This is a genomic window from Arthrobacter sp. Y3221160 (assembly GCF_059092585.1).
In genome coordinates this window covers 18177-31238 of the sequence record NZ_JBNHHU010000003.1, presented here as the reverse complement: position 1 = coordinate 31238, position 13062 = coordinate 18177, and the positions used below count along the sequence as shown (strand labels likewise).

Here is a 13062-nt window from a genome sequence, read left to right as displayed (position 1 = left end):
CTGGGCTCTTGAAGGGAAAGGGGAGATGAATGACTGAAGAGGATATTTCCCGCTCCCGGCTCTCGCGCCGACGCCGCGCAAACGCGCCGGCCGGGACAAAGAAGCGCCGCGACGTCTGGGTCACGGCAGAAGAGGAAGCCTCCCTCATCGCGCGTGCGGCCAGGGAGCGGGTGACGGTGCCGAATCTGCTGATTTCCGCAGCGTTGGCGGAGCATTCCGATTCGCCGTCCGAGCGGCGCGCCATTGCCGCGGAGTTGATGTCTCTGCATAACTTGCTGGCCCGGTCCTCGAACAACATCAACCAGCTTGCACGGCAGGCAAACGCCACCGGCGAGTTCCCCGGTGAAGCCCGTGAAGCACTGAAGTTCATCCGGTCTGTTGCCATGCGAATCGACGACGCCATTGACGGGCTGGTGTAGAGATGATCCCGAACATCACCCGCGGTTCGCGGATGGTCGGCCTGATGGTCTACCTGGCCTCCACGGACACCGACAAGACGAGGAACGCACACACAGAGCCGCATCTGGTGGCCGGGGATGCGGCGATCATGGCCTGGTACGACGACGGCGTACTGGACCGCGACGATGCGTTGGCGATTGCCAAGCATCTGGACCGGCCGCGCAAGGCGTTCGGAGTTTCGGTTCAGATCAAGGACATGCAGTGGGATGCGGCCAGGAAGGAGCGCGTCCACGTCGGTTACAAGGACGCGAGCGTGTGGCACTGCTCGCTGAGCCTGCGGGCAGAGGAAGGCGCGCTGACCGACCAGCAGTGGGCTGATATCGCGAACGACTTCGTGGACTCGATGGGCTTCACCGAAGCCAGCGGCAAGGCTCGCTGCCGGTGGGCTGCGATCAATCACGGAACCAGCGAGAACGGCAACCACCACATCCACATCGCGGTGTCCCTTGTACGCGAGGATGGCACCAAAGCCTCCACCCATGATGATTACAGGCGGGCACAGAAAACCTGCCGGGAGCTGGAGGTCAAGTACGGGCTGGAACAGCTCTCCACGGTGCACGCCGCCCGCGGTTATGACCGTGCCGAGAAGGCTACCGCGGTCAGGGATGAGCGCGAAATGCACCGGTCCTCGCTGGCACGGAAGGTGCGTGCAAGCGCAGGCGCCTCGGTATCCGAGGCGGAGTTCGTCCGCCGCGCCCGCGACACCGGATTACTGGTCCGGCCGCGCTACGCGAAGAACACCACGGACGTCATTGTTGGGTACTCCGTAGCTGAACGCCCCAAGCCGGGGGAGCGGCCTATTTGGTTCGGTGGCGGCACCCTCGCCTCCGACCTCAAGCTCACCGCCTTGCGGGAAGGATGGACGGACTCGCCACAGTCGGCGATTGAAGCTGCAGCCGAATGGAACGCAGCTGCACGCAATAGGCGCAAGGTGGCCAGGACCGGCCCCGAGAAGGTGATACCGCCGGCAGAAATGTGGGTGGAGTACACCCGTAACGCAACCGCACTGGTCGAGCAGCTGCGGGCACTGCCGCATGATGACCACGCCACGTGGGCGAAAGCTGCACGGGAAGTATCCGGTGCCTTCGCGGCGTGGTCGCACCAACTGGAACGAACGCCCGGACCGCTGGCGGCCACCGCGGCTGAACTGTCCCGCACAGCCCAACTCAGGACCCCCAAGGCACACGGAAAACCCGTGCCCCTGCCGTCCATTGCCGGGACGGCGATGCTGTTCATGGCGGCCTCGAGCAAGAACAAAACGGCCGCCCAATCAGCGCTCATGCTGCAGCTGGTCAACACGGCCTTCGCCATCCACGAAATGCACCAACAGTCCGGACGAACGAGGGAAGCGCAGCGGATCCGTGCCATCGTCACCGAGCAGCTGAAACCGTTCGCAGCGTCCATGCCCCGACCCGTCACCGCCGGGACACAGGAGCAGGTAGCACCAGGGCAGAGGCCTGTGCCGAAGTCGGTGGAGCTTGGCCTTCGTGGCCTGGCTCCCACCCGTCCGGGGTCGGCCGTGCCGGCCACTCCAACCCCGGCCAGAACCCGTCAACACACCGGGCGCGAGTCCGGACCTGTGCTCGACCGATAAAGAACCACGCCAAGGGATAAGGGGAACGCCGTGAGTGACTCAGACGGAATGGACGATGTCTTGGACAACGGAATGCGGCAGGCCCTGCTGATGGCATCACGCATTGCCGAAACACTTGCCCGGCGCCGGCAGGAATCCCTGCGGCAGCAGGAACACCAGGACGCCCAAGCCGCACACGAAGCCGATACACGCCTCGCGGCCGAGCGCAGTGCCGCGCGCGCGGCACTGGCACCGGTGGAGAAAGACCAGTGGTGGGACAAAGCCCAGCCCAATGACATCGCCGCCGTACATGCCGTCGCGGAGGGCTGGAAAGACCATGACCCCACCGCCTTGGCAGCCTCGGAAAGAATCCGTCAGGAAGTGCTGACGCGCTACGCCATCGACACGAACGACGTCGGTGCGGACGGCGCCTATCTGGAGTCATATCTCCAAACCCTCACCACGGAAAAGGCGCGGCAGGACGCGCTGGCAGCCAGCCAGGACGAGACGCGCAAGGCGGCCGCCGAACATGAGAAGGCCATGGCGCTGCTCGCAGCGGCCCGTGCCGAAGAACTCCGCGCCCAGGCCCAGAAACTGGCCCCGGAAATGGAACGCCACCAAGTACCCGTCGAGTACCTGGCCAACCCCGACCTCGCCCGGGCCCTGCAGCGGGCGCACAACGCGAAAACCCCCAACGCCATTGCCGCCGCCGAGACCGAGATCAAGGAACGCCTGTACCTCATCGGTAAGGACGGGATCAACGGCCCCGACATTGACCAGCTGCGCCAAGAAACCACCGCCGCCGTCAACGGTGCCGACGACTCACACTTCAAAGATCCTGCGTTCGTCAAAGCCGCCAAGGACATGCGCGAAACCAGGCTCCTCGCAGAAGGCGGCTTCACCGGCTCCCAATCCGCGTCAATGGAACAGCGCTACGAACAAGCCGAGAAGGAACTCTTCACCCGCCTCCAAGGCGTCGGCCGCGACATCGAGAACCGCGTCACCGGCAACGACAGCAGCCGGCTGAAAGACCAAGGCCTCAGAGCAGAAACCGCTTCGTCCGCCGACTACGGCTCAACCGAGCGCCAGGAAGCTTTCGCCGCATCCCTGGCAACAACCGGGGCCAACGAAACCCAAATCCGCGGCCGCGCCGCCGCGGAACGCAGCGAGGGCACGCACCCCAGCGCAGCCATCACCCTAGGTAAAGGTGCAGCCAAAGCCAAAAAGACCCGCCCAGGGGCAGCCATGGGCGCGGAGCGGACCAAGAGCGGCCCCTCCCGATAGGCCGCGCGGCCAACGAATGGGGAGACTTCCCGGGCGGTCTCCCCATTCTCAGGAGTGTATTGCTCCGTATCCTGGGCCGCGATCCTGGTGCTTAGCACCGGGCAACGCGAACGGGTCGTGCCTGGCCAGATAGTCCAAAGTTCTTTGGATCTGGCGCGCGTGGGAACACCTCCGGCTGGAGCCGGCCTTTGGAGCCGGCCCTTGGTGGTTGAACCACGCCGACTCCCACATGCGAATCCTCATGGACAAGGTAGGGCCGTTCAAAGAGTGCGCCTACGGCCACAAGTTCTCTCGAACGCCGGGCCTCACTTCTCTGCCGCACACGCGCCCCGAACCGGGCATCTTCGACTGCCCGCCACCACCTTCGGGGCCATGAAGTAGTGTCCGGATAGATAGGATCGAATCCATGACTCCAGCCGGCGACCTTTCCCTCCCCAACGGCTACACCGACCTGCTGGGCGAACTCAAGATCCGGGTCAGTACCGCGCGCACCAAGGCGCTGCGGGCCGTAAACACCGAACTGATCGAGTTGTATTGGTCCATCGGCCACACCATCCTTCAACGCCAGGAGGCCGAGAGCTGGGGGAGTGGTGTGATGGGACGGCTGGCAGAAGATCTGCGGGCAGAGTTCCCGGAGATGAAGGGATTGTCGCGGCGCAACCTGTTCTACATGCGCGGATTCGCCGCTGCTTGGCCGGATCCAATTGTGCAACAGCCTGTTGCACAATTGCCGTGGGGCCACATCACCGTACTGCTGGACAAGGCGCAGACACCGGAGCAACGGGCCTGGTACGCGTCGGCCGCTGTGGAGTACGGCTGGTCCCGGAACGTCCTGATGAACATGATGATGAACAAGTCCATGGAACGGACCGGCACGGCGCCGTCAAACTTTGTGCAACGGCTTGTTGCACCGGATTCGGAGCTAGCCCAGCAGGCCGCCAGGGACCCCTACAACTTCGAATTCCTTGGCCTCTCCGGGCAGGTCGCCGAACGCGACCTCGAGCAAGCGCTCATGGACCGCATCACCGACACCCTGAGGGAAATGGGTCCCGGGTTCGCCTTCGTCGGCCGTCAGGTTCACTTCGACGTCGGCGGTGACGACTTCTACCTTGACCTGCTGTTCTTCCACGTCGAGCAGCTACGCTACTTCGTCATCGAACTCAAAACCGGCCGATTCCAGCCCGAATATGCAGGCAAACTCAACTTCTACATCGCCCTCGTCGATGACAGGCTCCGCCGCGAAGCGCACAACGACACTGTGGGCATCCTGATCTGCGGCAGCAAGAACGACCACACCGTCCGCTACAGCCTCGGCAGGTCCACTTCACCCATGGCCGTCGCCTCCTACACCTATGAGTCCCTGCCTGCCGAGGTACGCAATGAATTGCCCGACGCCGACCGGCTGACCGCCGCTCTCGACTGGACCGAAGATACGACGGGCTAACCTGCACGACCAACAGGAACGGCGTGTCTTGGCCGATTGCGTCCCGCTCGGATTCCTGTGCCTACTGGGCCGGCTACAACCTGATGCGGGATTGTGCCTCTGCTCCGGAACTGGCTTCCACGGGGGTCAGGCACCTACCTGCAGCCAAACAATCGCCGTTCCACCTTCCCTAGTGAACATGATGCTCCAACATCCTGGTTCGTCGAGTACCAGGGCGGACCCGTATTCGTCCCCAGGACATTCGTAGTTGCTGGATGAGTGGTATTCAGGACCCCACGCCAGACTTGATTCACTGCCGTCGGGCCGGGCGTCATGGACGAGCTGTACGGCGGGCCGGACAACTGGATTTGGGGCAGAGCCGGTCGAACAGGGCGAGTCCGGCGGCGATGGCGGCCAGGTCGATGTAGATCGGTCAGATCATAGGCAGCAAGAATTCCATGTCTTCTCCGTCAGACTTCCTTCAGGGCCTCTTCCTGGTTCGGCTTGTTCTCGATCGCGGCGATCAGAGCGCGGGCTTTAAGGTGAATCTCATTCACTTCCTGTTCCGGCACGGACAGTGCAGTGATGCCACCGCCGGTTCCGATGACGGCCGTGTCTTGCGTGCAAACGATGGTGCGGATGGTCATCGAGAAGTCGGCGACTCCGTCGAATCGGATGTACCCGAATGCGCCCGCGTATAGTCCACGGGGTCCGGATTCGAGCTGCTGCAGCAGCTCCATGGCGCGTTTCTTGGGAGCGCCGGTCATCGATCCGGCCGGGAAGCAGGCGGCGAGGGCATCGAGGGTGTCGTTGTCCGCGCTGAGCTGGCCTTCGATCGTGCTGACTAGCTGGTGGACCTGTGGGTGGGATTCCACCTCGAGCAATCGCGTGACGTTGACGGTGCCGGGGTCGCAGACGCGGCTGAGGTCGTTGCGCATGAGGTCCACGATCATGATGTTCTCCGCGCGCTCTTTGATGTTGTTCTGCAGCTCGATTCGAAGATACTCATCTTCGACGGCATCGCCGGAACGCGGGCGCGTTCCTTTGATGGGGCTCGTTGAGACGACGCGGTGCTCATTGACGGACAAGAATTGTTCGGGTGATGTGCTCAGAATCCAGGTATCACCGATGCGGATGATGCCGCTGCGGCTTGTGCCGTTACTCTGCCGAAGTCGCTGGTACACGGCCAGCGGCTCCATGCGGGCGTGCACCGTGATCCGTGTGGTGAGGCAGAGCTGGTACGCCTCGCCAGCTCGAATGTGGTCCTGGCATCTGATGATCTTGTCGGCGTACTCGCTGTCGGTATCATGCCACCGGACGCTGTCGACCGCTCCGTATGGAGCTTCAGACTTTGTGTCTAGTGGGCGGCTGAGTTGCGCGCGTAGCTCCCGAATGCGGGCGCACAGCTCCCGGCTGGAGCGGTGGCGTGTGATCAGGCTGGCGGTGCCGTTTGGGTCGATCGCCAGCGTCTCACGGACCTCCATGAAGGATGTGTGCATGCCTTCCACTTGGCCGATTTCGACACCTTCGGTCTCTGCTCCGAGGTCGTAGCTGAGCCAGCCGACCAGTCCCAGCACGGTGCTGTCTGCATCGCGCATATCGTCGGATGCCCGACGCAGACCGGGCAGGATCGCGGTAGTGGGTTCGACGGTGGTGCCTATGCCGACGTAACTAGGCAACGAGTTGCCACCGTCCAGCCAGAACGCTGCGTCCGCCTTCCCCGCGAGTGCTTCGAACGCCGCGTCGGCGGTAATGCCCTCGGTGATGGGGATGACGGACAGTTCAGTCATGGCTCGGTTCTATTCCTGGAGTGCCTTGGAGTGGGCTCGGGTGTCTCGCGCTTAGGTGAGCCGGTTGCTTACGTCTAGGTCGAGGTAGAGGATGATCGTCATTTCGCCATGACGAGGGCCCTTTCTGATTTACGTGGGCTTGTGACCGGATACGGCGTAGGGCCGACGTTTCAGTGCATCGAAAGCTCGGCAACGGCAGCGGTGTTAGAGAGTAGTGTCGCGATCGTTCTCGGGCCGAAGCTCTGTGGACGGGAGTGGTCCGTCCGGCATGTCCCGGACGTTGTCGAAGCGGACATCGCCGCCCAGGCCGGTCCCCGTGCGACGGAAGTCGCTAACCGCGACTCCGGTTTTACGTGATTTCTTACGCTGAGGGCGGGGACACCGGTGACGACGCGGACATCCGCAGGAGGGGGAGGACTACTACAACTAGCATCTCCCCCTCCGATGTCCCCGCAGAACCCTCGGCGAACAGGAACCACCCAACGAACGGCTCCGTCAGAACGCCCGAAACCCATTGTCATAGGACTCCGTCAGCTGCGCATCTAGCGATCTCTGCCCACAACAGATTCGACGGTGACCGGGTCAGTGGGCTGCGGCCAGGGCCTGGTCGTTGTCCCCGCTCTTGATCACCTTGTCGAAGTACGGGGAGGGGGCCACCCGCACGCGGATCTCGCGCATCGCGTGGTCGTCCACGGTCGCACGCCGCGATTCTGGCTCGCCCCACAACAGGGTCAGCTCGGTGCCGGGCTTGGCGAATTGGAGGTCCACTAGGGCCGTAGAGATCACGTGCCCTCCGTTGGCCGTGTAGGAGTTCCACTGGGAAACGCCGACCGTCCGGCCGGCCGACTGGACGGCGTCGGACTCGAAGGTGGCGTACATCGGGCTGGGCAGGGCGAGGTAGCGGGCCGGCTTCGCGGCGTCGTCGCGGGCGCCGGTGAAGAGCGAAGCGGCGATGGTCCCGGCCACGTCCTCGTCGCACCATTCGAGGGTGACCTTGGTGCGTTTCTGGTTGCCACGCTTGGCGAGCAGGGCGTCACGGCCCATGAAGTCGCGGTCCCAGTCGATGAGGTTGCCGTAGCCGACCTCGATCGGGTCCACGTAGTAGTCCTCGATGGTCTCCGAGACCAGGCTGCCGCCGAGGGAGCCGATGGTCTCCAGGTAGTAGCCGTTGAGCCACTCGCGGTAGCCGGCGAGTTCGGGCGCCGTGTAGATAGCCGGCAGCGGCATCGGCATCCAGCCGGATTCCTGCGCCGTGGTGGAGTAGGCGAGGCTACCGGCCTTGCGCAGCCCGAGGTCGGCTCCGGCCTCTTCGATCGCGGCCCGGACCTCGGCCTGCTCGTCCCAGGGGCCGTAGAGTTCGAAGCCGGGGGTGCCGGCCATGCCGTGGCGCAGGCCGCGGACGGTCTTTCCGGCGATTTGGAATTCGCCGATGCCGAAGAACCGCACCTCCGGGACGTTGCCTCCGGTCACCCGCATCATCAGTTCCATGGCGTTCGGGCCCTGCAACTGGAACCGGTAGACGTCGCGCGGCACGACGCCGGCCGACCAGTTGTCGAATTTCGTCGCCTTTACCTCGTGTTGGGTGTTCTGCGCGTTGTAGAGCAACCAGTCGGAGGCGAAGGGAGCACCGACGATACGGTAGAAGTGCTCCTCCTCGTGGAAGATGATCGCGTCTGCAATGAGGTTCCCGTCCGGTGCGGCCAGCACGAGTTGCTTGGCCCGCATGACAGGGAACACCTCTAGCTTGTTGACGGCGAACTCCTTGAGGAAGGCGATGGCGCCGGGGCCCTCCAAGTGCAGTTCAGTCATGTGGTAGCTCTGCTCGAGCAGGGCCACACTGTCCTTCCAGGCTCGGACTTCGTCCCGCCAGTTGGTGTATTCCGCGGGGATCCCGGGGAAGACGTAGGGGCCGAGATTGGATCCGCGGAGCAGGGGCACTGCGCCGCCTGCCTCGGTGATCCGGGTGGCCAGACTTGCATGGGGGTCTGCGTGGTTCATGGTGCTCCATTCGGGACGGTCGAACACAAAGGGTGCTCTGGATCACATATTCAGATACCAACTAGTATCTGGGAACCCCGGAGGGTGTCAAGGGGTTTCACTAGTTCTCCGATTGAGCCTGATTTGACCATCGATTTCCCCGTGGTTGACGCGAACCCGCGGCTATTGACACCACTCTCTGTGTGATGAAAGTCTCATCGGTATGCAAATGCCAACTGGTATTTCGCTCGCGATGGCGGCCGATCACGTGCCGCCGCACTGTCTACGCCGGGCACCCGCTCCGTGAGCCCATCCCCGTCGACTCATAAAATCACCCGGTGCTGTCTCAAGCGTCGGTGGTCGCTCTGCACTTTGCTCGCCGCGACCGCCGCGAGGCCGGGTGCGGTCCGTCTCCAGCCCTTCACTCGAAACGAGGCACCCCATGTCACTCTTGCACCCGCAGCAGCACGCCCGCGTCCCGCACGGGTCCGCACCGCGCCGCCGCCCGACCATGCTCGGCCTCGCCGGGTTGGCCGTAGCCGTCCTCGCCCTGACAGGGTGCGGCTCCACCGAGGAGGGCGCCGACGCGGGTTCCTCCGGGGCGGCCGGCCAAGCGACCCTCGGCGAGGTCGTCTACCGGGACGCGCAAGGGGAGTGCGCATCGCCACCTCTTGACGGTGTGAACTATACGGCGGCGAGCGAGCTGGTCGGCTACTTCGAAGAGCAGACCACCGAGCTGCCGATCACCGAGAAACTGCCTGAAGCGGTGGCTCCGGACACCACGGTCGCGTACCTGGACAACGGCTCGGCGGTGTCGGCCATCATCTGGGAGGGCCTGGAGCGGGCCGCTCAGCGTGCCGGGGTGGAAATTCAGCGAGTTGACGCCGGATTGGACGCCCAGAGTGTCAATGCGGCCGTCAACACCGTGACCGAGAACGCCCCGGACATCCTCATCGCTGCCGCTGTGGACGCCACCTTCTTCCAGAACCAGCTGGCCACTCTCGAGGACGCTGGGACCACGGTGGTCTACGTTGGCTCTTCCAATGCGGACAAGTTCGGCCTGCTGGACTCGCATTCGGGTCTGGGCGCCTCGAAGGTCAACGGTGAGGTGCTCGCTGCCGCGGCCATCGCCTTCACCTGCGGCACCGGCACGGACTTCGTTTTCTACCGCGTGCCGGAGCTGAACTTCTCCGACCCTCAGCTGGAGGCTGCGAAGGCCTACCTTGAGGAGAACTGCGCCGAATGTGAGCTGCGCGTGGTGGACATTCCGGTGGCCACCATGGACACCACAGCCGGTGACGCGATCATCAGTGACTTGCAGGCTCATCCGGACACGGACTTCTTTATCACCGTGGGCGACCAGATGCAGATCGGTCTGCCGGCCAAGCAGGAGCTCGCTGGAATTGACGTCCCGGGCATGGGGCAGTCCTCGTTGCCGCCGAACATCGAGCAGATCAAGAACGGCACCCAGATGGCCGGTTTCGCGGTGGACTACAACGCCTACTCGTGGTTCGCCTTCGATGAGGGCCTGCGCCGCCACCAGGGCATGGACGTCTCCTATGACGACTGGCAGCCGTGGGTGAAGGCCATCTCCCGGGTCCTGACTAAGGAGTCGGCGGGCGAATACGAGGGAGGTTTCGTGGCCTCGTCGACGATGGAAGACGATTTCGCGGCCTTGTGGGGAACCGACTGATGAACATCAAGCCAATCGGCGCCATCCCCGGTCACGGCCCTGAGGGCCGGGCCGGGGCCCCGGTCCTCGACCGGCCGCTGTTGCGGGTGCTGGGTGTTACTAAGAACTTTCCGGGGCTCCGGGCGGTGGATGATGTGTCGCTGGATGTGGCTAGCGGAGAGATTGTCGCCGTCGTGGGCCATAACGGATCGGGGAAGTCCACGCTCGTGAAGATTCTCGCCGGGGTGTACACCGCCGACGCGGGAACGGTGGAGCTGGCCGGGACCGGGGGCGCGAGCTCCCCGGCGCTACAGGCCGAATTGCACATCATCCACCAAGACCTGGGGTTGGTGGCCGAGCTGAACACGGTGGAGAACCTCGGAATCTCCCCGCGCGGACGCCGGTCCGACTGGGGGCCGGTGAAGGAGGCCGGGGAGCGGGAACACGCCCGAGAGCTGGTCTCTCGTTTCGGGGAGCCCTTCGACGTCACGGTCCCCATCTCTCGGCTGGCTCCAGCCCAACGCTCGGTCATCGCGATCGCCCGGGCCTTGGACGGATGGGAGCATCCACATAACGTGCTCATCCTCGATGAGCCGACCGAGGCGCTCCACGCCACGGAGACGGAAATCCTCTTTGAAGCGGTGCGGCGCATCGCAGCGGAGGGGGCCGGTGTCATCTTCATCTCCCACCGACTCGACGAGGTGCTCGGCCTCGCCGGCCGCGTCGTGGTGCTTCGCAATGGCGTCACCGTGGCCGATGTCCCCACGGCTGGGTTGGACCACGGGCAGCTCATTGAATTCGTCACCGGGGCCAGCGCCGAGGAGATGGAATCACCGCAGCGGTCAGCTGTTCCCGGGGAGACTGTTCTTGAGGTACGCGGCCTGGTCGGAGCGGATGTGCAGGGTGTGGACCTGGACGTCCGGTCCGGGGAAGTGGTGGGGATCGCCGGTGTGCTCGGTTCTGGCCGCGAGTCAGTCCCCTCACTGCTTTTTGGGGCCACGGCCTCCACCGCGGAGGCTTTCAGTCTCCACGGTCGTGCGTACCATCACCGCACCCCGCGCCGCAGTGTCCGGCGAGGGATGGCCTTCGTGGCCGGTGACCGACGACGCTACGGCGGGGTGGGCCTGATGAACGCCCGCGAAAACATCACACTGCCCGAACTCGGCAGCCTGACGGGGCGCTGGGGCAGCCTCCATCGCCGGCGCGAGGCCGAGTTGGCTCAGGCCGCGGTCCAGCGCTACGACATCCGTCCGGCCTTACCCGAGCGCCGGTTCGGCCAATTCAGCGGTGGCAATCAACAGAAGATCGTCTTCGCCAAGTGGTTGCGCAACGAGCCCGACCTACTCATCCTCGAGGAGCCCACCCAGGGTGTTGACGTCGGGGCGAAGCAGGCCATTTACGCGGAGGTGGACGCAGCTGCCGAACGTGGCGTGGCCATCGTCGTCGCCTCCTCGGACGCCAAGGAGTTGGTGCGCCTCTGCGATCGTGTCCTCGTCATTCTCGAGGGAACCATCGTCGCCGAACTTTCGGGCGACGACCTCACCGAGAACGCTGTGGTGACCCAGAGCTTCGGCTTCGGTATCACCGACAACCCCGTCGCCGGCCCGGGCGCCGCAACTACCACCGGCAGCGCCGGAGAACAGGAGTCCTGACATGGGACACACACGCGAGGCGGCGCACCCCCGCTGGGTTGCTGCGTTGTCCTTCAAGAACGTCAGCGCGATCTACATCTTTGCGGGCATCTTCATCCTCTTCGCCCTCATCACTCCGGAGACCTTCCTCCAGCCCGGATTGTGGCGCACGCTGCTGGACTCCGGCGCCATCACTGTGATCGCCGCTATCGCGGTGATGATCCCCCTCGTGACGGGGTCGTTCAACCTGGCGGTGGGCTCCGAGGTTGGTTTCGCTGGGATCCTCGTGGCGGTGCTGCAGGTCAAGGCCGGCATCCCCTTCGCGGTGGCCATCCCCCTGGCCATCCTCTCTGGCGCGGTGATCGGGCTCATCTCCGGGCTGATTATCACGCGGGTGAGAATCGACTCATTCATCGCGACCCTCGGCCTGAGCTCGGTTCTGCTGGCCGGGCTGGCCTGGATGTCCTCCAGCCAGCAGGTCATCGGCCTCGACGAGGGCTTCAGCGCCCTTGCAACCACCACGTTCGGAGGCATCACGATACCGACCTACATCGTGCTGGCCATCGGACTGGTTGTCTGGTTCGTGCTGGAGAGGACCCCGGTCGGGCGGCAGATGTACGCCACCGGTTTCAACGCGGACGGCGCGCGGCTGGCCGGCGTCAATGTGGACCGGATGAAAGTCGGCGCCCTGGTGGCTTGCGGAGTCCTCGCGTCGGTCGCTGGTGTATTGCTGACGGCCCGCTTGAATACCGGTGAGCCGACTGTCGGGCCCTCGCTGCTTCTGCCTGCCCTCACGGCCGCCTTCCTCGGGTCCACCCAGTTCCGCGGTGGCCGTTACAACGTGTGGGGCACCGTGATCGCCGTGTACGTGCTCGCCACCGGTATTAAGGGGCTTCAGCTCATCGGTGCTCAGCCGTGGATCAGCGACCTGTTCAACGGCGTGGCCCTGCTGCTGGCCGTAGGCCTGTCCGCATGGGAGCGCACCTCCACCCGAACCGGCGCGGTGAGCCGCACATTGCGGCGATCCCGCAGTGGCGAGGGCCGGGATGGCTCGGCCGGCGGATCATCCGGCCGCGGACCGGACGCCGGACCCCACCAGGGGGCCCAGACAAACGGGGCAGGAAGCGTTCCCAGTGCAGTGGCCGCTGCGGGGGCCACAACGGTCACCGGGCCGCGCGATGCCGACATCGTCGCGGGCAGCCGGTCTCCAGGGGCGCCGCTGCGGGACGGGCCCACCGGCGTGCAGGGCTGAA

10 protein-coding genes are annotated in these 13062 nt (G+C 64.6%); 8 read left to right on the top strand and 2 right to left on the bottom strand.

Annotation, left to right across the window (positions count from 1 at the left end):
- Positions 1 to 29: 29 nt before the first annotated feature.
- The 5 genes from mobC (at position 30) to AC5RWG_RS16670 (ending at position 4760) form a co-directional block, all read left to right on the top strand.
- Positions 30 to 419 (top strand): plasmid mobilization relaxosome protein MobC, encoded by a 390-nt coding sequence (gene mobC / locus AC5RWG_RS16690; RefSeq protein ID WP_494167441.1) that lies wholly within the window; start codon positions 30 to 32, stop codon positions 417 to 419.
- A gap of 2 nt (positions 420 to 421) precedes the next feature.
- A complete protein-coding gene (locus tag AC5RWG_RS16685; RefSeq protein WP_494167440.1) occupies positions 422 to 2053 on the top strand; it encodes a relaxase/mobilization nuclease domain-containing protein in 1632 nt (543 codons plus the stop codon).
- A 30-nt stretch (positions 2054 to 2083) separates the two neighbouring features.
- The gene (locus AC5RWG_RS16680) at positions 2084 to 3316 is read left to right on the top strand and encodes a hypothetical protein (RefSeq protein ID WP_494167439.1); all 1233 of its coding nucleotides are present in this window, start codon (positions 2084 to 2086) and stop codon (positions 3314 to 3316) included.
- Positions 3317 to 3464: 148 nt separating this feature from the next.
- Positions 3465 to 3692 carry a DUF4913 domain-containing protein gene (locus AC5RWG_RS16675; RefSeq protein ID WP_494167519.1) on the top strand — a complete coding sequence of 76 codons (228 nt, stop codon included), beginning with the start codon at positions 3465 to 3467 and terminating at the stop codon, positions 3690 to 3692.
- Between the two features lie 30 nt (positions 3693 to 3722).
- Entirely contained in the window at positions 3723 to 4760 is a 1038-nt protein-coding gene (locus AC5RWG_RS16670) for a PDDEXK nuclease domain-containing protein (RefSeq protein ID WP_494167438.1), read from the top strand.
- A 449-nt stretch (positions 4761 to 5209) separates the two neighbouring features.
- Here the strand turns inward: AC5RWG_RS16670 and pabB are convergent, their stop codons facing one another.
- Both pabB and AC5RWG_RS16660 read right to left on the bottom strand, forming a co-directional pair.
- Complete coding sequence (pabB, locus tag AC5RWG_RS16665; RefSeq protein ID WP_494167437.1) at positions 5210 to 6529, bottom strand: aminodeoxychorismate synthase component I; 1320 nt, start codon at positions 6527 to 6529, stop codon at positions 5210 to 5212.
- A 582-nt stretch (positions 6530 to 7111) separates the two neighbouring features.
- A complete protein-coding gene (locus tag AC5RWG_RS16660; RefSeq protein ID WP_494167436.1) occupies positions 7112 to 8527 on the bottom strand; it encodes an aminomethyl transferase family protein in 1416 nt (471 codons plus the stop codon).
- A 421-nt stretch (positions 8528 to 8948) separates the two neighbouring features.
- Here AC5RWG_RS16660 and AC5RWG_RS16655 point away from each other — a divergent pair, with 421 nt between their 5' ends.
- The 3 genes from AC5RWG_RS16655 to AC5RWG_RS16645 are packed head-to-tail and all read left to right on the top strand — an operon-like array spanning position 8949 to position 13061.
- Positions 8949 to 10199, top strand: a complete 1251-nt coding sequence (locus AC5RWG_RS16655) for a sugar ABC transporter substrate-binding protein (RefSeq protein ID WP_494167435.1) — start codon at positions 8949 to 8951, stop codon at positions 10197 to 10199.
- Positions 10199 to 11830, top strand: a complete 1632-nt coding sequence (locus AC5RWG_RS16650; RefSeq protein WP_494167434.1) for a sugar ABC transporter ATP-binding protein — start codon at positions 10199 to 10201, stop codon at positions 11828 to 11830. The genes AC5RWG_RS16655 and AC5RWG_RS16650 overlap by 1 nt, the downstream gene beginning before the upstream one ends.
- A gap of 1 nt (position 11831) precedes the next feature.
- A complete protein-coding gene (locus AC5RWG_RS16645) occupies positions 11832 to 13061 on the top strand; it encodes an ABC transporter permease (RefSeq protein WP_494167433.1) in 1230 nt (409 codons plus the stop codon).
- The last annotated feature ends 1 nt before the right edge of the window (position 13062 follow it).